Annotated in this window: 17 protein-coding genes and 1 pseudogene; 6 read left to right on the forward strand and 12 right to left on the reverse strand. The window is 72.9% G+C overall.

What is annotated here, in order from left to right; all coding sequences use genetic code 11:
• Positions 1–23: 23 nt before the first annotated feature.
• Both lipA and lipB read right to left on the reverse strand, forming a co-directional pair.
• Complete coding sequence (gene lipA / locus ABT041_RS20000; protein WP_351186171.1) at positions 24–977, reverse strand: lipoyl synthase; 954 nt, start codon at positions 975–977, stop codon at positions 24–26.
• Between the two features lie 103 nt (positions 978–1,080).
• Positions 1,081–1,908: a lipoyl(octanoyl) transferase LipB gene (gene lipB / locus ABT041_RS20005; protein ID WP_351186173.1), complete on the reverse strand. Its 828-nt coding sequence runs from the start codon at positions 1,906–1,908 to the stop codon at positions 1,081–1,083.
• 288 nt (positions 1,909–2,196) lie between these two features.
• On the opposite strand from lipB, the gene ABT041_RS20010 reads away from it, so the two are divergent.
• Complete coding sequence (locus tag ABT041_RS20010; protein WP_351186175.1) at positions 2,197–3,654, forward strand: NsdA family TPR-like regulatory protein; 1,458 nt, start codon at positions 2,197–2,199, stop codon at positions 3,652–3,654.
• A gap of 478 nt (positions 3,655–4,132) precedes the next feature.
• Here the strand turns inward: ABT041_RS20010 and ABT041_RS20015 are convergent, their stop codons facing one another.
• Complete coding sequence (locus tag ABT041_RS20015; RefSeq protein ID WP_351186177.1) at positions 4,133–5,494, reverse strand: FAD-dependent oxidoreductase; 1,362 nt, start codon at positions 5,492–5,494, stop codon at positions 4,133–4,135.
• A 210-nt stretch (positions 5,495–5,704) separates the two neighbouring features.
• A complete protein-coding gene (locus tag ABT041_RS20020) occupies positions 5,705–6,625 on the reverse strand; it encodes a TIGR01777 family oxidoreductase (RefSeq protein ID WP_351186179.1) in 921 nt (306 codons plus the stop codon).
• A gap of 39 nt (positions 6,626–6,664) precedes the next feature.
• Here ABT041_RS20020 and ABT041_RS20025 point away from each other — a divergent pair, with 39 nt between their 5' ends.
• Positions 6,665–7,162 (forward strand): GNAT family N-acetyltransferase, encoded by a 498-nt coding sequence (locus ABT041_RS20025; RefSeq protein WP_351186181.1) that lies wholly within the window; start codon positions 6,665–6,667, stop codon positions 7,160–7,162.
• On the opposite strand, the gene ABT041_RS20030 is transcribed toward ABT041_RS20025, so the two are convergent.
• On the reverse strand, positions 7,137–7,832 hold the full coding sequence (locus ABT041_RS20030; RefSeq protein ID WP_351186183.1) for a TetR/AcrR family transcriptional regulator: 696 nt from the start codon (positions 7,830–7,832) through the stop codon (positions 7,137–7,139). The genes ABT041_RS20025 and ABT041_RS20030 overlap by 26 nt on opposite strands.
• Positions 7,833–7,951: 119 nt before the next feature.
• Here ABT041_RS20030 and ABT041_RS20035 point away from each other — a divergent pair, with 119 nt between their 5' ends.
• The 3 genes and pseudogenes from ABT041_RS20035 to ABT041_RS20045 form a co-directional block, all read left to right on the forward strand.
• Entirely contained in the window at positions 7,952–8,746 is a 795-nt protein-coding gene (locus ABT041_RS20035) for an SDR family NAD(P)-dependent oxidoreductase (protein ID WP_351186185.1), read from the forward strand.
• 14 nt (positions 8,747–8,760) lie between these two features.
• Positions 8,761–9,045, forward strand: coding sequence for an SDR family NAD(P)-dependent oxidoreductase (locus tag ABT041_RS20040; protein ID WP_351186187.1), 285 nt, complete (start codon positions 8,761–8,763; stop codon positions 9,043–9,045).
• 20 nt (positions 9,046–9,065) lie between these two features.
• Positions 9,066–9,173, forward strand: a pseudogene (locus ABT041_RS20045) (hypothetical protein); the annotation flags it as partial.
• 112 nt (positions 9,174–9,285) lie between these two features.
• Here ABT041_RS20045 and ABT041_RS20050 read toward each other — a convergent pair.
• Positions 9,286–9,807, reverse strand: a complete 522-nt coding sequence (locus tag ABT041_RS20050; protein ID WP_351186245.1) for a DUF4240 domain-containing protein — start codon at positions 9,805–9,807, stop codon at positions 9,286–9,288.
• A 99-nt stretch (positions 9,808–9,906) separates the two neighbouring features.
• On the opposite strand from ABT041_RS20050, the gene ABT041_RS20055 reads away from it, so the two are divergent.
• Positions 9,907–10,827, forward strand: coding sequence for an SDR family oxidoreductase (locus ABT041_RS20055; RefSeq protein WP_351186189.1), 921 nt, complete (start codon positions 9,907–9,909; stop codon positions 10,825–10,827).
• Positions 10,828–10,842: 15 nt separating this feature from the next.
• Here ABT041_RS20055 and ABT041_RS20060 read toward each other — a convergent pair whose 3' ends face one another.
• The 6 genes from ABT041_RS20060 to ABT041_RS20085 form a co-directional block, all read right to left on the reverse strand.
• Positions 10,843–11,802 carry a helix-turn-helix transcriptional regulator gene (locus ABT041_RS20060; RefSeq protein WP_351186191.1) on the reverse strand — a complete coding sequence of 320 codons (960 nt, stop codon included), beginning with the start codon at positions 11,800–11,802 and terminating at the stop codon, positions 10,843–10,845.
• 137 nt (positions 11,803–11,939) lie between these two features.
• Positions 11,940–14,645, reverse strand: a complete 2,706-nt coding sequence (aceE, locus tag ABT041_RS20065) for a pyruvate dehydrogenase (acetyl-transferring), homodimeric type (protein ID WP_351186193.1) — start codon at positions 14,643–14,645, stop codon at positions 11,940–11,942.
• A 298-nt stretch (positions 14,646–14,943) separates the two neighbouring features.
• On the reverse strand, positions 14,944–15,567 hold the full coding sequence (locus ABT041_RS20070; protein WP_351186195.1) for a GntR family transcriptional regulator: 624 nt from the start codon (positions 15,565–15,567) through the stop codon (positions 14,944–14,946).
• 119 nt (positions 15,568–15,686) lie between these two features.
• On the reverse strand, positions 15,687–17,450 hold the full coding sequence (gene sucB / locus ABT041_RS20075) for a 2-oxoglutarate dehydrogenase, E2 component, dihydrolipoamide succinyltransferase (protein WP_351186198.1): 1,764 nt from the start codon (positions 17,448–17,450) through the stop codon (positions 15,687–15,689).
• 62 nt (positions 17,451–17,512) lie between these two features.
• On the reverse strand, positions 17,513–18,901 hold the full coding sequence (gene lpdA, locus ABT041_RS20080; RefSeq protein ID WP_041128866.1) for a dihydrolipoyl dehydrogenase: 1,389 nt from the start codon (positions 18,899–18,901) through the stop codon (positions 17,513–17,515).
• Positions 18,902–19,180: 279 nt separating this feature from the next.
• Positions 19,181–20,689: a leucyl aminopeptidase gene (locus ABT041_RS20085; RefSeq protein ID WP_351186200.1), complete on the reverse strand. Its 1,509-nt coding sequence runs from the start codon at positions 20,687–20,689 to the stop codon at positions 19,181–19,183.
• Positions 20,690–20,735: the final 46 nt, after the last annotated feature.

Here is a 20,735-nt window from a genome sequence, read left to right on the forward strand (position 1 = left end):
CGTTCCTCGGACGGACCCGCAACCTACGCTCCAGCTCGGCTGCGCTGCTCCATGGCCTGCTGGTACAGCCGGCCCGCGCGGTACGAGGAGCGGACCAGCGGGCCCGACATCACGCCGGAGAAGCCGATCTCGTCGGCCTCCTCCTTCAGCTCCACGAACTCCTGCGGCTTCACCCAGCGCTCGACGGGGTGGTGCCGGACGGAGGGCCGCAGGTACTGCGTGATCGTGATGAGCTCGCAACCCGCGTCGTGCAGCTGCTGCAGCGCCTCGCTGATCTCCTCGCGGGTCTCGCCCATGCCGAGGATCAGGTTCGACTTCGTGACCAGACCGTAGTCACGGGCCTGGGTGATGACGTCCAGGGAGCGCTCGTAGCGGAAGCCGGGACGGATCCGCTTGAAGATCCGCGGGACGGTCTCGACGTTGTGCGCGAAGACCTCGGGGCGGGAGTCGAAGACCTCCTTGAGGAGCTCCGGCACCGCGTTGAAGTCGGGGGCGAGCAGCTCGACCTTGGTACGGCCGTCGGCGCGGTCCGCGGTCTGCTGGTGGATCTGGCGCACGGTCTCCGCGTACAGCCAGGCGCCGCCGTCCTCCAGGTCGTCGCGCGCGACGCCCGTGATGGTGGCGTAGTTCAGGTCCATCGTGACGACCGACTCGCCCACGCGGCGCGGCTCGTCACGGTCGAGGGCCTCGGGCTTGCCCGTGTCGATCTGGCAGAAGTCGCAGCGCCGGGTGCACTGGTCACCGCCGATGAGGAAGGTCGCCTCGCGGTCCTCCCAGCACTCGAAGATGTTGGGACAGCCCGCCTCCTGGCAGACCGTGTGCAGGCCCTCGCTCTTCACGAGGCCCTGCATCTTCGTGTACTCCGGCCCCATCTTCGCGCGGGTCTTGATCCACTCGGGCTTGCGCTCGATGGGGGTCTGGGCGTTCCGGACCTCCAGGCGCAGCATCTTGCGTCCGTCGGGTGCGACTGCGGACACATCGGCTCCTGTAGCTTCGATTCTTCGGCGCACACCAGGGTACGCCCGTTGCTTCCATGCCTTGCCTACCTCTGGCCAACCTCTGGCCAGAGCCCGGCATTCCTCAGGCCGAGGCGGGCTCCGGGGCCTGCTCCTGCGCGCTCTCGCGCTCGATGGTCCGCGGCTTCAGGTCCGCGTTCTCCAGGACGTCCCGCAGGTGCTTCTCCACGACCGGGAGCACCTCCTCGATGGTCACGTCCCGCCCGGCCTCGTTGGCCAGCGAGGCCACGCCGGCGTCCCGGATGCCGCACGGGATGATCCTGTCGAACCAGGTGTTGTCCGGGTTCACGTTGAGGGCGAAGCCGTGCATGGTGACGCCCTTGGCGACCCGGATGCCGATGGCGGCCAGCTTGCGGTCCTCGCGGCGCTGGCCTGCGTTGGACGGGGCGTACTCGGGACCGTTCAGGCGCGGGTCGAACTCCTCGTCCGTCAGCCGCGGGTCGAAGTCGAGGGAGAGGCCGCCGATCGACGGCCGCTGCTCGACCGGGTCGCCCAGGACCCACACCCCGCTGCGTCCCTCGACCCGCGTCGTCTCCACGCCGAACTCGGCGGCCGTACGGATCAGGGCCTCCTCCAGGCGGCGCACGTGCGCGACGACGTCCACCGGGCGGGGCAGCTTCATGATCGGGTAGCCGACCAGCTGGCCGGGGCCGTGCCAGGTGATCTTGCCGCCGCGGTCCACGTCCACCACCGGCGTCCCGTCCAGCGGCCGCTCGCTCTCCTGCGTGCGGCGGCCGGCCGTGTACACCGGGGGGTGCTCCAGCAGCAGGCAGGTGTCGTCGATCTCGTCGGCGAACCGCGCGGCGTGCACCTCGCGCTGCTTGTCCCAGGCCACCTGGTACTCGACGGCTTCCTCGCCGAACCCAAGGCGGACGAATCGCAGCTCACTCACGGCCATGCCTCCTCCTGGGTGCCGGTGTCCGGGGACCGGGGATCATCCCGGGCCGGAACGGCACCATGCGTCATTCGCGCCCATGCCACTGTACGGCGGCGCCGGGGACACCCCTCCGGCAGGTGGACGGGGCCGCCTACGTCAGCGGTGCCGTCAATCCTCACACGATCGGATGAATGTGGGGCGAAGCTGGCGGTACGGGCCGTGAGGACCGCTAAATTCACGCCGTTCCATGAGGGTCCGACGGGGCTGCCGCCCGGACCCGGAAGGCAGGAGACCGCACAGCTGATGACGGAACGACCACCGCAGCGCATCCCGAACCGCCAGCTCGCCGCGCTCATCGCCGAAGCCGGGTTCTCCAACGCGGGGCTCGCCAGACGGGTCGACCAGCTCGGTCTGGAACACGGGCTCGACCTGCGGTACGACAAGACCTCCGTGACCCGCTGGCTCCGCGGTCAGCAGCCGCGCGGCACCACCCCCGCCCTCATCGCCGAGGTCTTCACCCGCCGCCTCGGCCGCCGCCTCTCCGCCCAGGACCTCGGCCTCGACGCCTGCGCGCCCGTCTACGCGGGCCTGGAGTTCGCCGCCACCCCCGAGGAGGCCGTCGACATCGTCAGCGGCCTGTGGCGCAAGGACTCCGGCAGCCACGCCGAACTCCGCAAGATCGCCTTCACTCCGGCCGGCCTCGTCGTCCCCAGCCGCGACTGGCTCATCGGCCGCGCCGACGACCGGGTCGCCCGCGGCGAGCCCTCCACGGCGGCCGCGGCCCCGCACGACCCCCGCGTCCCGCCCCAGGGACGGTTCTCGGTGCCCCGCCAGCGCGGTACGGACCGGGGGCCCGGACAGCGGGTCTCCAGCGGCGACATCGCCGCCCTCCGCTCGGTCGGCGAACTCTTCCGCACCCTCGACCACGCCTACGGCGGCGGGCACGCCCGCCAGGCCCTCGTGCGCTACCTGGAGCACGAGGCCGAGCCGATGCTGCGCGGCACGTACGGGGAGTCCGTCGGGCGCCGCCTCTTCGCCGCGGCCGCCGACCTCACCCGGCTCGCGGGCTGGACCTCGTACGACATCGCCGCCCACGGACTCGCGCAGCGGTACTTCGTCCAGGCGCTGCGGCTCGCCCAGGCCGCCGGGGACCGGGCGTACGGCTCGTACGTGCTCCTCACCATGAGCTGCCAGGCCGTCTACCTCGGCCACGGGCGCGAGGCCGTACAGCTCGCCCGGGTCGCCCAGCAGGGCGTAGGGCCCGCCGCGCCGCCCGTCGTCCAGGCGATGCTGCACGCCGTCGAGGCGCGGGGGCACGCGGTCCTCGGCGAGGCGCGGGCCTGCAGCGCCTCGCTCGTCCGCGCGGAACGGGCCCTGGAAGCGGCCCGGCCGGGCGACGAGGTCCCGTACTGGGCCCGCCACTTCGACGAGGCGCAGCTCGCCGACGAGCTCGGGCACTGCCACCGGGACCTCCAGCAGTACCGGCCGGCCGCGCAGCACGCGGAGCGCGCGCTCCAGCTCCGGGCGCCCGGCTTCGCCCGCAGCCGCCTCTTCTGCCGTGTCGTCCTGGCGACGTCGCGGCTGGCCCTGGGGGAGCTGGACCAGGCGTGCGCGTTGGGCGCGGAGGCGGCGCAGCAGGCCTCGGAGATGCGGTCCGCCCGTGCGGTGGAGTACGTCCGGGACTTCGAGCGGCGGCTCGAGCCGTACCGCGACGCGGCAGCGGCCCGCACCTACCGGGACCGAGTCGCAGCCCTCGGCTAGCCCCGGGTCCCGCGCCCCGCGCCCCGCCCGCGCTGGGCGGCGCCGCGGCCCGCGCGCGCTGCTGGGCGGCGCCTCGGTCCGCCCTCGTGTGGGCCCGCGCCCGCGTCGGGGCGGACGCCCACGCCCGTGTGGGCAATCGTCCCTCCCCCAGACTTCGTCCGGGGGGACCCCCAGGGCGGGACGGGTGGGCACACGGGACGGCGCCCTCTCGCGGCGCCTCCGCGTTCCGCGCCGTGGCCCGCACCACTCGCTCGGTGCACGGGGTGCGGGTTCAGGCGCGGGAGCCTCTCGCGCCGGCAAGGGCGCCGTTCCGTTGTGCCCACCCTCCCCCAAGCTCTCGGCTTCGCTCGAGCAGGGGGGACCCCCATCGCCCCTTGCGGAACGCCTGCCCACAACGGGGTGGGCGCCGTTCCTTGCGGGTGGGCACCGCCCCGGCGGAACGCATGCCCGTAACGGGTGGAAGCGCGGCCCGCAGCCGTCAGGCCGCCGCGCCCGGTTCGGTGGCGGTCGGGCGGACGCCCAGGTCCCTCAAGAGGGACGTCGTCGCGCGGTGGGCCGAGGTCAGCGCGCCGGCGACCGTGCTCGTGTCCCGGTGGTCCCCGCAGACGTACAGCCCCGCGAGGAGACGGACCGAGCGGCGCGCGTCGTGCGGCGGCCGCATCGAAGGGACCGCCTGAGGCGTGTGGTGGAGCGCCAGGAGCTCCCAGTCGTCCGTCGACGTCCCGTAGAGCGTCGCCAGGTGTTTGCGGACCCGGCGTTCCGTGTCGTCCGGGGGAGTGCCCAGGACCGTGGACGTGATCAGGGGCCGGCCGGACGGCGCCCGCGTCGGATCCACCGCGCTCATCACCGCCGTGTGCGCCACCGGCCCGCCCGGGTCCGACTCCAGGAGCAGCGTCGGGTCACCGCACGGTGCCGCGGGGGCCGTGTGGTGGAGGACCGTGACGGGGTGGAAGGCGGGGACCCGCAGGCCCGGCAGCAGCTCGGCCGCCGTCCGCGCGCCCGTCGCCAGGAGGACCGAGCGGCAGCCGATGACCCCGTGCTCGGCCGTCCTGACCCGGGAGACGGACACGTCGGTGACCCGGACGCCGGTCCGGACCGTGCCCGGCGGTAGCCCGGCCGCGAGGAGCGAGGGCAGCGCCGCCGCGCCGCCCTCGGGGACGGCCGGCCGCCCCCGGGCGAAGGCCCGCAGCGCGAGGTCCGCCTGACGGCTCGACATGGAGAGGTCCGGGTCGGCGAGGAGCGCGGCGAGCAGCGGCCGCAGCACCCCCTGCACGGTCCGGGCGGGCAGCCGGGCCGTCAGGGCCTCCCGGGCGGTCCGCTCGGGCCGGGCGAGGAGCCGCTGCGTCGGCGTCGCGGCGAGCCGGACGAGGGACGCGCCGAGCCGCGCCTGGTCGAGCGAGGCGGCCGGATTCCGGGGGGCGCTCGCGAGGGCGCGCGCCACGCTGAATGCTCCCCCCACGCCCCGGTGGACCCCGCCGCCCCGGTGGCCGGCCGTCCGGCGCGGGTGCGGGACGCCCCATCGTCCGTACCGCCCGTCGCTGTGGACGAGCACCCCGGGGGCGAACGGGCGCAGCGTGAGTCCGGAAAGACCCGGCGTGGCCCGTAGTTCCTCGGGCGAGAGGGTGAGCAGCGGGCCCACCCGGTCGAGCAGGAAGCCGTCGACCTGGTCGGTGGCCAGCCGGCCGCCGACCCGCGGCTCCGCCTCGAGGACGGCGACGGCGAGGCCCGCGCCGGTCAGCCGGTGCGCGGCGGCGAGCCCCGCGATCCCGGCTCCTACGATGACGACGTCGACGGCCTCCACGACGTCCCTGTGCTGTGCGCTGGTTGCGGTACTGAGCACGTGCCCCTCCCCAGGTCGGCGCCGCCGGTGGGAGGCCTTATGCCCCCAACAGGCCCCCGGAATGCCCGAGTTCGCGTCCGTATCGAACGGTGGTCATCGAACGGTGGTCATCGAACGGTGGGCGTCGAGCCTAGGGAGCGCCCGGACGGAAGTCGGCCGCGCGCGGCGGGGTGCACGCAGCACGGAGGCGCACACCCGGGGAAGGGGACGTCAGCGCAGCGCCGCCCGGATCGCGTCGTCGATCGTCGGGAAGGCGAAATCGAAACCGGTCTCCAACAGCCGCCCCGGCAGCACCCGCTGACTGCCCAGCACGTCCTGCGCGAAGTCGCCGAGGACCGCCTTCAGGGCGGGCGCGGGCACGGTGAAGAGGGTCGGGCGGCGCAGCACCCGGCCCATCGCCGCCGTCACCTCGCGGTTGGTGACGGGCTCGGGGGCCGTGAGGTTCACCGGACCGGAGAGGGACGGGGTGTCGACGAGGTGGCGCAGGGCGGCCACCTCGTCGTGCAGGGAGATGTGCGACCAGTACTGGCGGCCGTCGCCCATCCGCCCGCCGAGCCCGGCGCGGAAGACGGGGAAGAGCCGTCCCCAGGCGCCGCCCTGGCGGGCCACGACCAGGCCCGTGCGGGCGTAGGTGACCCGGATGCCGGCCTCCTCGGCGGGGGCGGCGGCGGCCTCCCACTCCACGCAGACCGAGGGCAGGAAGCCCGTGCCGGCGGGGGCGCTCTCGTCCACCGCGCGCGTGCCGGTGTCCCCGTACCAGCCGAGCGCCGTGCCGCAGACCAGCGTCTCCGGCGGGTCGGCGAGCGAGGCGAGGGCCTGGGCGATCGCGGTCGTGCCGAGGACCCGGCTGTCCCGGATCTCCTTCTTGTACGCCTCGTTCCAGCGGCGCTCGCCGACGCCGGCGCCCGCCAGGTGGACGACGGCGTCGACGCCGACGAGCCCGGCGGCGTCCACGTACAGCCGCCTGGGGTCCCATTCGACCTCGTCGGCGGTGCGGGCCGGGCGGCGGACGAGGCGGAGGACGTCGTGGCCGTCGGCGCGCAGGGAGCGGACCAGGGCCGAGCCGATGAGTCCGGAGGCGCCGGTGACGGCGACGCGCTTGCGGAGGGCGGAACGCTGCATGGTCACCATCCTGCCCTCCCCACGCGGGCGCGTGGCACAGTGACCCTCATGATCGTGCCGGAGACGCAGATACGTACCGCCGTGCAGGACGACGACGCCGCGCTCGCGGAGCTCGACCGGACCACGTGGTCGAGGCTCCACGCGGTGATGCCCGCCCCGGAGCCGGGCGCGCCCTTCTTCGACGAGCGCCATCTGCCCGCGGACTATCTCGTGGCGGTCCGCGGGGGAGCGGTCGTCGGGTACGTCCGGACGGTGCCGCCGACCCCGCTCGCCGCCACCGCGCACGTCCGCCAGATCCAGGGCCTCGTCGTCGCCGAGTCCGCCCGGGGCAAGGGCGTCGCCCGGGCGCTGCTGCGGGCCGCGATGGACCGTGCCCGTGAGCAGGGCGCCGTGCGGATCACCCTGCGGGTCCTCGGGCACAACGCGCCGGCCCGCGCGCTCTACGCCTCCGAGGGCTTCGCGGTCGAGGGCGTCCTCCCGGGGGAGCTGCTCCTCGACGGGGCGTACGTGGACGACGTCCTCATGGGCCGCTCGCTGCGTCCCTGACGCCCGGGTTCAGCAGCCGCATCCCGCCCATCAGCTCCCGCAGGCAGCGCACCGCGAGTGCGGCCGGCGCGCCCTCGCCGCGCTCCGGCGCGTCCGTCTCGGCCCAGCTCTCCAGGGCGATCCGGATCGCGTCGGTGGCCGCCGCCGCCGCGAGCCGTACCTCCAGGGGGTCGGCGTCCGGTCCGGCGAGCCCGGCGACGACCTCGCGCAGCCGCTCCTCGGACTCCTGGTTGACCCGGTACCAGACGGCCCGGAGGGCGGGGTCCTCGGCGGCTGCCCGGAGCAGCCCGCGCGTCCAGCGCAGGCCCTCCGCGTCCGCCTCGGTCTCGGGGGTGAGCGAGGCGGCGATCGAGCGCTCCAGGGCCTCGGGCACGCCCGCGGCGGGTTCCGTCGCGGCGAGGAGCTCCCGCCAGCGGTCGGCGCCGCCCGCGAGGAGCGGGGCGACGGCGTCCTGCTTGGAGCGGAAGTAGCGGTAGAAGGTGCGCAGGGCGATGCCCGCCCGCCGGGCGATCTCCTCGGCCGTGGTGCCGTCGGGGCCGCGCTCGGTGAAGAGCTCGGCGGCGGCGCGGGCGATGTCCAGCTGGGTGGCGGCCTTGCGGCGCTCCGTCAGCGACGGGAGCGGGGGGAGCGAGGGGGTGGGCGGCGTGGCGCCCTCGGGCTTGGTGCTCACCCCGGAAGCCTACGCCTGCGCCTGCCGAATCTGCATGACGTGCAGGTGTGGCAAAACGTGCCACTCGGGCGTACGGTGGCAGCGATTCCCGGAAAGCTTGACATCGAGAGGTTGCCGCCATGAACCAGCTGACCCGTTACGAAGGACGCCGTGCCCTCATCACCGGCGGCGGCTCCGGCATCGGCCAGGCCACCGTCCTGCGCATGCTCGCGGAGGGCGGCCGCGTCGTCGCCGCCGACATCAGCGAGGACGGCCTGAAGGACACCGTCGCCAAGGCCGGCGACGCCGCCGACCGCCTCACCACCGTCGTCGTGAACGTCGCCGACGAGGCCTCCGTACGGGCCGGTGTCGCCGCCGCCGTCGAGGCGCTCGGCGGCCTGGACGTCCTGGTCAACGCCGCCGGCATCCTCCGCTCCTCGCACACCCACGAGACGAGCCTGGACTCCTTCGAGCAGGTGATCCGGATCAACCTCACCGGCACCTTCCTCGTGATCCGCGAGGCCATACCGGCGCTCCTGGAGGGCGAGGGGGCCGCCGTCGTGAACTTCTCCTCCACCTCCGCGCAGTTCGCCCACCCCTACATGGCGGCCTACGCGGCCAGCAAGGGCGGCATCCAGTCCATGACCCACGCGCTCGCCGCCGAGTACGCCAAGCAGGGCATCCGCTTCACCGCCGTCCAGCCCGGCTCCATCTCCTCCGGCATGACCGACGGCTCCGGCGCCTCCAAGCAGTCCCAGGGCCCCGGCCTGCCCGAGGACACCGACTGGTCCCTCTTCGCCAAGCTCGCCCCCGCCCTCGGCCAGGGCTTCGCCGGCCCCGAGACCGTCGCCGGCGTCGTCGCCATGCTCGCCTCCGAGGACGGGAAGTTCATCACCGGCACCGAGGTCCGCATCGACGGCGGGACCCACTTCTGACGACCGCCGCCGAGGTGTTCGGCCGGCGCACCGCCGTCATCACCGGCGCCTCTTCCGGGATCGGCGCCGGCCTCGCCCGGCACTCCGCCGGACTCGGCATGAAGCTGGTCCTCGCCGACATCGCCGCCGAACGGCTCGCAGAGTTCGCCGGCGAGCTGTCGGCGACCGGCGCCGAGGTCACGGCCGTCGTCACCGGTGTCGCCGACCCCGCCTCGGTCGAGGCGCTCGCCGACACCGCGTACACCCTCCCCCGGACTCCGTCCGGGAGGTGCCCCCAGGCACGGTCGACCTGCTGGTGAACAACGCCGGGATCATGGCCATGGGCTACTCCTGGGAGATCCCGGCGGAGCGCTGGGACGCGATGCTCCGGATCGACAGCGGCGGTTGCGTCAACGGCATCCGGGCCTTCGACCCGCGCATGCCGGAGCGCGGCGAGAAGGCCTGGGTGGTCGACGTCTCCTCGATCGGCGGCCTGCTGCCGAGCCCGCCGGGCCGAGACTCCCGGGGGTGCGGATCCGCCCTCCGCACCCCCGGGGGCACTACGCCGTCCCGAAGCGCTCCCACAGCCGGGGGAACCGGGCCGCGAGCACGTCGTCGTCCTCCAGGTCGAACGGCGTCCCGAGCGGCTCCCCGCCCGGCATCGGAATGCCCAGATCGGGGGTCTCGGCCCCGGTCAGCGCCTCGTACGCCTCGTCCGCCGCGAAACCGATCTCCTCGCCGTCCCCGTCGATCTCCACGTCGAAGTCGCCGATCAGCTCCGCCAGCGCGTCCGGATCGTGCACACCGCCCTCGTACACCTCCCGGCCCTGTCCGATCAGCCAGCAGCGGAACGAGTCGAAGGTCTCCTCGCCCGCCCCGTCGAAGAGCACCGCGGCCGCACCCCACAGGTCCCAGAGGTACGCGCGGTTGAACCGGGCCTCGAAATGGCGCGCGTAGTCGAGCACCGAGTCGGGGTCAAGGCGGGTCAGCCGCTCCACGAGCAGGTCCGCCTGCTCCTCGGGGTCGCCCTCGGCTTCCTCGCGGGTGGCGTCGATCAGCTCCCAGAACTCGGTCTCGTCCATCACGGCACCAGCATCGTGGCTCGGCGAGTCCGACGCACCCGGAAAGCCCGAAACGAATCCGGACAGAAGATGTCGGGGTTTCCTGTCAGCCTGACTCCCATGACGACTGAGACCACACCCCTGCACGGACGCATCTGCCTGGTCGCCGGTGCCACCCGGGGCGCCGGACGGGCCATCGCCGTCCAGCTCGGCGCCGCCGGAGCCACCGTGTACGTCACGGGCCGCACCACCCGCGAGAAGGTCAGCGAGGTCGGCCGCGCCACGGAGACCATCGAGGAGACCGCCGAACTGGTGACGGCCGCCGGCGGCGAGGGCATCGCCGTCCCCACCGACCACCTGGACCCCGAGCAGGTCCGCGCCCTCGTCGACCGCATCGACCGCGAGCAGGGCCGGCTCGACGTCCTCGTCAACGACGTGTGGGGCGGCGAGCACCTGGTCACCTTCGGGAAGAAGACCTGGGAGACGGACCTCGACGGCGGCCTCCGGATGCTCGAACTCGGCGTCCGGACCCACGCCATCACCTCGCACACCGCGCTGCCGCTGCTCATCCGCAACTCCGGCGGGCTCGTCGTCGAGGTCACCGACGGCACCGCCGCGTACAACGACACCCGCTTCCGCGAGAACCTCTTCTACGACCTCGCCAAGAACGCGCCCATCCGGATGGCCTTCGGCCTCGCGAAGGAACTGGCGGAGTACGGCGGGACGGCCGTCGCCGTCACCCCCGGCTGGCTCAGGTCGGAGCAGATGCTCGCCGGCTTCGGCGTCACCGAGGAGAACTGGCGCGACGCCACCGAGAAGCTCCCCGACTTCGGCATCTCCGAGTCCCCGGTGTACGTCGGCCGGGCCGTCGCCGCCCTCGCCGCCGACCCCGGCCGGAACCGCTGGACCGGACAGTCGCTGTCCAGCGGCGAGCTGGCGAAGCAGTACGGCTTCACGGACGCGGACGGCTCACGGCCCGACGCCTGGGGCTTCATCGTCGCGAGCGAGATCGGGAAGCCGGACGTCGCGGAGTACCGCTAGCGCGGACCGGGCCGGCTACCGGTAGAGCTCCGCCATGCCCCTGGCCGCCTCCGCGAACCGTTCCCGGAGCGCGGCCGGGGCCAGCACCTCCACCTCCGGGCCGAGACCGAGCAGTTGGCCGAAGGCGACCTCGTCGTTCTCGACCCGCAGGACCACCCGCACCAGGCCGTCCTCGGCGGTCCCCGCCCCGAGCGCCTCCTCGGCCGCGGCCCGGTCCGTCACGTACGGCAGCCTGCGCGCCCCCGCCTCCGTCAGCCGTACGACGACCTCGGCGCGCAGGATCGACCGGGCGAACTCCGCCGCCCGCTCCTCCCAGAAGGCGGGCAGGTCGAAGTCCGGGTCCCGCTCGAAGCGTTCCCCGCCGACGGCCACCGCCGTGAACCGGTCCACCCGGTACGTACGGAAGGAGGTGCCCGCGCGGGCGCACAGGTACCAGACGCCCGCCTTCAGGACGAGTCCGTACGGCGCGAGTTCGCGGTCCACCTCGGTCTCCCCGCGCCGGTAGCGGGCCCGGATCACGAGGTCGTCCCACACCGCCTCCGCCACCGGCGCGAGCAGCTCCGGGGTCTCCGGCTCCTGGTACCAGCCGGGCGCGTCCAGGTGGAAGCGCCGGGCCGCCGACTCGGGGGCGTCCCGCAGCGAGGGCAGCAGGGCCGCCGAGACCTTGAGCCGGGCGGCCGAGGCGGCGTCCTCCAGGCCCATGTCCCGCAGCGCGCCCGGCAGCCCCGAGAGGAACAGGGCCTCCGCCTCGCCGCGCGCGAGGCCCGTGAGCCGCGTCCGGTACCCGCCGACGAGCCGGTAGCCGCCGCTCCGCCCCCGGTCCGCGTACACCGGCACTCCCGCCTCCGACAGGGCGAGCGCGTCCCGGGTGACGGTCCGCTCCGACACCTCCAGCTCGGCGGCGAGCTCGGCGGCGGTCATGGACGGCCGGTTCTGGAGCAGCAGGACCATTTTGATGAGGCGGGCGGCACGCATGCCCACCAGAGTGCCGTACGCGTGCCCACCCGACTGGCCGCCGTACGCCCGCCCCCCGACGGGGCCCGTACGCATGCGCCGAGGGGCCGCCTCCGTATGTGCGTACGGAAGCAGCCCCTCGGACGGATGGGAGGCCCTTACAGGCCGTAGCGCTCGCGCGCCTCCTTCACGGCCGTCGCCTGGACCTCGCCGCGGCGGGCCAGCTGGGCCAGGGCCGCGACGACGATCGACTGGGCGTCGACGCCGAAGTGGCGGCGGGCCGCGTCGCGGGTGTCCGAGAGGCCGAAGCCGTCGGCGCCCAGCGAGGTGTAGTCCTGCTCGACCCACTGCGCGATCTGGTCCGGGACCTGGCGCATGTAGTCGGAGACCGCGAGGACCGGGGAGTCGATGCCCTCGAGCGCCTTGCGGATGTACGGCACCTGCTCCTCGCCGCGCAGGAGGGCCGCGTCGGCCTCCAGCGCGTCGCGGCGCAGCTCGGTCCAGGAGGTCGCGGACCACACGTCGGCGGCCACGCCCCACTCGGCGGCGAGCAGCTTCTGCGCCTCCAGGGCCCAGTGGATGGCCGTGCCGGAGGAGAGCAGCTGGATGCGGGAGGCGTTCGCGGGCAGGTCGAGACCGGCCGACTCCGCCGTGTTGAAGCGGTAGAGGCCCTTGACGATGCCCTCGTCGATGCCGGCGGGCTTGGCCGGCTGCGGCATCGGCTCGTTGTAGACCGTCAGGTAGTAGAAGACGTTCTGGTCCTCGCCCTCGGCGGCCTCGCCGTACATCCGGCGCAGACCCTCCTTGACGATGACCGCGACCTCGTACGCGAACGCCGGGTCGTACGTCAGGGCGGCCGGGTTGGTGGCCGCGATGACGGGCGAGTGGCCGTCGGCGTGCTGGAGGCCCTCACCGGTCAGCGTGGTGCGGCCGGCGGTGGCGCCGACGAGGAAGCCGCGGCCGAGCTGGTCGCCGAGCTGCCACATCTGGTCGGCGGTCCGCTGCCAGCCGAACATCGAGTAGAAGATGTAGAAGGGGATCATCGCCTCACCGTGCGTGGAGTACGCGGTGGACGCGGCGATGAAGTCGGCCATCGAGCCGGCCTCGGTGATGCCCTCGTTGAGGATCTGGCCGTTCTTGGCTTCCTTGTAGTACATCAGCTGGTCGCGGTCGACCGGCTCGTACGTCTGGCCCTTCGGCGAGTAGATGCCGAGCGACGGGAACAGCGACTCCATACCGAAGGTACGGGCCTCGTCCGGGACGATCGGGACCCAGCGCTTGCCGGTCTCCTTGTCGCGGATCAGGTCCTTGATGAGTCGCACGAACGCCATCGTCGTGGCCATCGACTGCGAGCCGGAGCCCTTGTCGAACGCGGCGAAGGCCTTGTCGGCCGGGGCCGGCAGCGGGGCGATCGCGTGGGTGCGGCGGGCCGGGGCCGGGCCGCCGAGGGCCGCGCGGCGCTCCTGGAGGTAGCGGACCTCGGGGGAGTCGGCGCCGGGGTGGCCGTAGGGGACCACGCCGTCGACGAACCGGTCGTCCGAGATCGGCAGCTCAAGAAGGTCACGCATGTTCTTGAACTCGTCCGTCGTCAGCTTCTTCATCTGGTGGTTCGCGTTCTTGGACGCGAAGCCCTCGCCCAGGGTGAAGCCCTTGACGGTCTGCGCCAGGATGACCGTCGGCGCGCCCTTGAACTCCAGGGCGGCCTTGTACGCGGCGTACACCTTGCGCGGCTCGTGGCCACCGCGGGAGAGGTGGAAGCACTCGAGGATCTTGTCGTCGCTGAGCAGCTGCGCCATCGCGACGAGCGCCGGGTCCTTGCCGAAGAAGTCCTGGCGGATGTAGGCGGCGTCGCGGGTCTGGTACGTCTGGACCTGCGCGTCCGGGACCTCGCGGAGGCGGCGGACGAGGGCGCCGGTGGTGTCGAGCGCGAACAGCTCGTCCCAGGCGTTGCCCCACAGCGACTTCACGACGTTCCAGCCGGCGCCGCGGAACTGGGCCTCCAGCTCCTGAACGATCTTGAAGTTGGCGCGGACCGGGCCGTCGAGGCGCTGCAGGTTGCAGTTGATGACGAAGGTCAGGTTGTCCAGACCCTCGCGGGCGGCCAGCGCGAGGGCCGCGGTCGACTCGGGCTCGTCCATCTCGCCGTCACCGAGGAAGGCCCACACGTGGGACGCGGAGACGTCCTTGATGGAGCGGTTCGTCAGGTAGCGGTTGAAGCGCGCCTGGTAGATCGCGGAGAGCGGGCCCAGACCCATGGAGACGGTGGGGAACTCCCACAGCCAGGGGAGGCGGCGCGGGTGCGGGTAGGAGGGCAGACCGTTGCCGCCGGACTCCTGCCGGAAGTTGTCGAGGTGGGCCTCGTTCAGCCGCCCGTCGAGGAAGGCGCGGGCGTAGATGCCGGGGGAGGCGTGGCCCTGGATGTAGAGCTGGTCGCCGGAACCGTCGGCTTCCTTGCCCTTGAAGAAGTGGTTGAAGCCGGTCTCGTAGAGCCAGGCCGCGGAGGCGAAGGTGGCGATGTGGCCGCCGACGCCGTGCTTGGAGCCGCGGGTGACCATCGCGGCCGCGTTCCAGCGGTTCCACGCGGTGATCTTCCGCTCCATCTCCTCGTCGCCGCCGAACTCGGTGATCGAGGGCTCGGCGGAGGTGGGGATGGTGTTGACGTAGTCCGTCTCCAGGAGCTTCGGCAGGGCGAGGCCCGCGCCTTCGGCGTGCTGGAGGGTACGGCGCATCAGGTAGGCGGCCCGGTGGGGGCCGGCGGCCTTGGTGACGGCGTCCAGGGAGGCCGCCCACTCGGCGGTCTCCTCGGTGTCACGGTCCGGGAGCTGGTCGAGCTCGCTCGGAATCTTGCCTACGGGATCGGTCATGATCGCCGCCTTCCGGACAGGTGGGGTGGAGATGGGGCCTTGTCTGGCAGGACAGGGCGACGGGCCGGGTGCGGCCCGCCGAAGACTGTAAACCGGCGATCGATGATCGATCAAAGGGTTGAGGTCGAAAACCTCTTCAGATCGAGAAAGTAGGCACAGGGTGCCAGGCAGATGGGCACCCGGTGCCTTGTTTTCTGTCCTGTTTTCGCAGGTGGGGCCGGTTGTCTGAGAGTGTGCGCGCACGAATGAGCGGGCCCGCCGCCAGGGCGGACCCGCTCGCCTTACGTAAAGCCATGGCTCAGGCTCGCGGCGCGCAGCCCAGAACATGCGCCTTCACGAGCGCACCGATGTTCGGGTCGCCCCGACGGAAGGCCTCCACCAGCTCCTGGTGCTCCTCCGCGTACGACTTCTGGACCGTGCCCAGCCAGCGGATCGACAGGGCCGTGAAGACCTCGATGCCGAGCGTCTCCCAGGTGTGCAGCAGGACGCCGTTCCCGGCCGCCTTCACCAGCTCCCGGTGGAAGGCCACCGTGTGCCGCACCTGCGCCGTCCCGTCCGCGGCCGCGTCCGCCTCGTACAGGGCCGCCACGTGCGGCTCCAGGGCCGAGCAGTCGGCCGCGAGCCGGCCGGCCGCCAGCTCGGCCGCGATCTGCTCCAGACCGGCACGGACGGGGTAGCTCTCCTCCAGGTCGGCCGCCGTGAGGTTGCGGACCCGGACGCCCTTGTTGGGCGCCGACTCGATCAGCCGCAGCGACTCCAGCTCGCGCAGCGCCTCGCGGACCGGGGTCTGGGAGACCTCCAGCTCGGTCGCGATCCGGCGCTCCACGATGCGCTCGCCCGGCTTCCAGCGGCCGCTGACGATCCCCTCCACGATGTGCTCGCGGATCTGCTCGCGCAGCGAGTGGACGACGGGGACGGTCATGAAGCGGCTCCTCGGGGAGTGTTGACCCTTAGACAATACGGCGGCGCCCCCGTCCGGAAACACTTCCGGACGAGGGCGCCGCAGGTGAGGCTCGTTACGTTGCCTTTCGGCGTCGAGCCTTACAGGCCGAGGTCGACCTCGAACTCGCCGGCCTCCAGGATCGCCTTGACGGCCGTCAGGTAGCGGGCGGCGTCGGCGCCGTCCACCAGACGGTGGTCGTAGGAGAGCGTCAGGTAGGTCATGTCGCGGACGCCGATGACGGTGCCCTCGGCGGTCTCGATGACGGCCGGACGCTTGACCGTGGCACCGATGCCCAGGATGGCGACCTGGTTCGGCGGGACGATGATCGTGTCGAACAGCGCACCGCGCGAGCCGGTGTTGCTGATGGTGAAGGTCGCACCGGACAGCTCGTCAGGCGTGATCTTGCTGGCGCGGACCTTGCCGGCCAGCTCGGCCGTGGCCTTGGAGATGCCGGCGATGTTCAGGTCGCCCGCACCCTTGATGACCGGCGTCATCAGACCCTTCTCGGAGTCCACGGCGATGCCGATGTTCTCCGAGTCGAAGTACGTGATGGTGCCCTCGTCCTCGTTGATCCGGGCGTTGATGACCGGGTGGGCCTTCAGCGCCTGGGCCGCCGCCTTGACGAAGAACGGCATCGGGGAGAGCTTGACGCCCTCGCGGGCCGCGAACGCGTCCTTGGCGCGGGCGCGCAGCTTCATCAGCTTGGTGATGTCGACCTCGACGACCGAGGACAGCTGGGCCTGGCCGTGCAGCGCCTTCATCATGTTGTCGCCGATGACCTTGCGCATGCGGGTCATCTTGACCGTCTGGCCACGCAGCGGGGAGACCTCCAGGGCGGGGGCCTTCGCGGCGGCGGCCGGGGCGGCGGCGACGGGAGCGGCAGCGGCGGCCTTCTTGGCCTCGGCGGCCGCGAGGACGTCCTGCTTGCGGATGCGGCCGCCGACGCCGGAGCCCTTGACCGACGCCAGGTCGACACCGTTCTCGGTGGCGAGCTTGCGGACCAGCGGGGTCACGTAGGCGCCGTCCTCCGCCGGCTGTGCGGCGGCGGGGGTGACCGGGGCCGGAGCGGCGACCGGGGCCGGAGCGGCGACCGGGGCGGCGGGCGCGACCGGGGCCGGGGCGGCGACCGGAGCGGCCGGGGCGACCGGCGCGGGGGCCGGAGCCGGAGCGGCCGGGGCGGCCGGAGCCGGGGCAGCGGCGGCGGGGGCCGGAGCGGCGGGGGCCGGGGCGGCGGCCGGAGCGGCACCCGCGGCGCCGATGACGGCCAGCTTGGCGCCGACCTCGGCGGTCTCGTCCTCGCCGACGACGATCTCCAGGAGAACGCCGGAGGCGGGGGCGGGGATCTCGGTGTCGACCTTGTCCGTGGAGACCTCGAGCAGCGGCTCGTCGGCCTCGACGGTCTCGCCGACCGACTTCAGCCAGCGGGTGACGGTGCCCTCGGTGACGGACTCGCCGAGCGCCGGCAGGACGACGTCGGTGCCCTGGGCGGCACCGGCGGGGGCGGCGGCCGGGGCCTCCGCGACGGGGGCCGGGGGGGCGGGGGCCTCGGCGACCGGCGCCGGGGCGGCGGCCGGAGCCGGAGCGGCCTCGGCGGCCGGGGCCGGGGCGGCAGCCGCAGCGCCCGTGCCGTCGTCGATGATGGCGAGCTCGGCGCCGACCTCGACCGTCTCGTCCTCGGCGACCTTGATGGAGGCCAGGATGCCCGAGGCGGGGGCGGGGATCTCGGTGTCGACCTTGTCGGTCGAGACCTCGAGCAGCGGCTCGTCGGCCTCGACACGCTCACCCTCGGCCTTGAGCCAGCGGGTGACGGTGCCCTCGGTGACGCTCTCGCCGAGCGCCGGCAGGGTTACGGAAACCGACATGGTTTCAGTTGCTCCTAACGAATTGCGGAAAGTGGTCGTCGCGCCCTGTGATGACGTGAGCGTCAGTCGTGGGAGTGCAGAGGCTTGCCGGCCAGGGCCAGGTGGGCCTCGCCGAGCGCCTCGTTCTGCGTCGGGTGGGCGTGGATGAGCTGCGCGACCTCGGCCGGCAGCGCCTCCCAGTTGTAGATCAGCTGCGCTTCGCCGACCTGCTCGCCCATGCGGTCACCGACCATGTGGACGCCGACCACGGCACCGTCCTTGACCTGGACGAGCTTGATCTCGCCCGCGGTCTTGAGGATCTTGCTCTTGCCGTTGCCCGCGAGGTTGTACTTCAGGGCGACGACCTTGTCCGCGCCGTAGATCTCCTTGGCCTTGGCCTCGGTGATGCCGACGGAGGCGACCTCGGGGTGGCAGTACGTCACGCGGGGCACACCGTCGTAGTCGATCGGGACGGTCTTCAGACCGGCCAGGCGCTCCGCGACGAGGATGCCCTCGGCGAAGCCGACGTGCGCGAGCTGGAGCGTCGGGACGAGGTCGCCCACGGCCGAGATCGTCGGCACGTTGGTACGCATGTACTCGTCGACCAGGACGTAGCCGCGGTCCATCGCGACGCCCTGCTCCTCGTAGCCGAGACCGGCGGAGACCGGGCCGCGGCCGATGGCGACCAGGAGGACCTCGGCCTCGAAGGTCTTGCCGTCGGCCAGGGTGACCTTGACGCCGCTGTCGGTGTACTCGGCGGACTGGAAGAAGGTGCCGAGGTTGAACTTGATGCCGCGCTTGCGGAACGCGCGCTCAAGAAGCTTCGAGCTGTTCTCGTCCTCGACCGGGACCAGGTGCTTCAGGCCCTCGATGACCGTGACGTCGGTGCCGAAGGACTTCCACGCCGAGGCGAACTCGACGCCGATGACGCCGCCGCCCAGGATGATCGCGGACTCCGGGACCCGGTCCAGGGTCAGCGCGTGGTCCGAGGAGATGATCCGGTTGCCGTCGATCTCCAGACCCGGCAGGGACTTCGGCACGGAACCCGTGGCCAGGAGGACGTGACGACCCTCGACGCGACGGCCGTCCACGTCGACGGAGGTCGGGGAGGACAGGTGGCCGGTGCCCTCGATGTAGGTCACCTTGCGGGAGGCGACGAGACCCTGCAGACCCTTGTACAGGCCCGAGATCACGTCGTCCTTGTACTTGTGCACGGCCTTGATGTCGATGCCCTCGAAAGAGGCCTTGACACCGAACTGCTCCGCCTCGCGCGCCTGGTCGGCGACCTCGCCGGCGTGGAGCAGGGCCTTCGTCGGGATGCAGCCGTTGTGCAGGCAGGTGCCGCCGAGCTTGTTCTTCTCGATCAGTGCGACGTCCAGGCCCAGCTGCGCTCCGCGCAGCGCCGCGGCGTAACCGCCGCTACCGCCGCCGAGGATCACTAGGTCGAAAACGGTGCTGGCGTCGTTCGCCACGTCACGTCCTCCATGCATGTGCGCTCGTCGCCGGTCGTCGATGACCTGGCGGCGGCTGGTGTCCGGCCGCTTTATTTCGGCCCTGTGGTGGGGGCCCTGTCCTGCCGAGAACCCATCTTCGCACTTGTTGACGGACGACGGGACGCGGGGCCGGGCTCTGAGACGGCCGATCGTCCGTACGGCGGGGTCACGGCCGCGTACGAACCTACGGATTTCGTCGCGAGCGAACAGGTACGGCCCCGGGCACGGAGCCCGGGGCCGTCCCTGTCACGCGTGTGCTCAGACCTCGCCGGCCGCCGTGCGCTCGGCCAGCTTCACCAGGGTGCGGACCGAGGAGCCGGTGCCGCCCTTCGGGGTGTAGCCGTACGGGGCGCCCTCGTGGAAGGCCGGGCCCGCGATGTCCAGGTGGGCCCAGGCGATGCCCTCGCCCACGAACTCCTGCAGGAAGAGGCCGGCGACCAGGCCGCCGCCCATCCGGACGCCCATGTTCGCCATGTCGGCGGTGGGGGAGTCCATGGTCTTGCGCAGGTCCGCGGGGAGCGGCATCGGCCAGGACTGCTCGCCGACCTCCTCGGCGATCTCGTGGATCGCGGTGCGGAAGTCGTCGTCGTTGGCCATGATGCCGAAGGTGCGGTCGCCGAGCGCGAGGACCATGGCGCCGGTCAGGGTCGCCACGTCGACGATCGCGTCCGGGTGCTCCTCGGAGGCCTTGGTGATCGCGTCGGCGAGGACGAGCCGGCCCTCGGCGTCGGTGTTCAGGACCTCGACGGTCTTGCCGCTGTACATGCGCAGCACGTCACCCGGGCGGGTGGCGGAGCCGGACGGCATGTTCTCCGCGAGGGCGAGCCAGCCCGTGACGTTGACCTCGAGGCCGAGGCGGGCCGCGGCGACGACGGTGGAGAACACGGCGGCGGCGCCGGCCATGTCGCACTTCATCGTCTCGTTGTGGCCGGCCGGCTTCAGGGAGATGCCGCCCGAGTCGTAGGTGATGCCCTTGCCGACCAGGGCGAGGGTCTTCTCCGCCTTCGGGTGGGTGTAGGCGACCCGGACGAGGCGGGGCGGGTTCGCGGAGCCGTTGCCGACGCCGAGGATGCCGCCGAAGCCGCCCTTGGTGAGCGCCTTCTCGTCGAGGACCTGGACCTTGAGGCCGTGCTCCTTGCCGGCGGCCTGGACGGCGGCGGCGAAGGTGGCCGGGTACAGGTCGTTCGGCGGCTGGTTGATCAGGTCGCGGGCGCGGTTGATCTCCTCGGCGACGGCCTGGGCGCGCTCGGCGGCGGCCTTGTAGGCCTTGTCGCGCGGCTTGGCACCGAGCAGGGCGACCTCGGCGAGGGGCTTCTTGGCGTCCTTGCCGTTCTCCTGGTACGCGGTGTAGGCGTACGCGCCGAGCAGGGCGCCCTCCGCGATGGCGGCGGCGTCCTCGACGGCGACGATCGGCAGCGCGAACGCGGCCTTCTTCGAGCCGTTCAGGGTGCGGGCGGCGGTGCCGGCAGCGCGACGCAGGGTCTCCCCGGCGAAGGACGCGCCGTCCTCGGGGGCCTCGCCCAGGCCGACGGCCAGGACGACGGGGGCCTTGAGACCGGCGGGGGCGGGCAGCTTCGTCGCCTCACCTTCGGCACCCGAGGCGCCCAGGGTCTCCAGGACGGCGGCGAGCCGGCCGTCGAAGGCCTTGTCGACGGCCTCGGCGCCCGGGGCGACGACCAGCGTCTTCCCGGACTTCGCGACGCCGACGACGAGGGCGTCGGCGCGCAGCGTCGCCGCGCCGGCAGTGCTGAGAGTGAGAGCAGTCACGGTGGTGAAATCTCGCTTCCATTGAGTTCTGTGGCGGTCGAGGGAT

The organism is Streptomyces sp. NPDC002825 (assembly GCF_040295385.1).
In the GTDB taxonomy this organism is placed as follows: domain Bacteria; phylum Actinomycetota; class Actinomycetes; order Streptomycetales; family Streptomycetaceae; genus Streptomyces.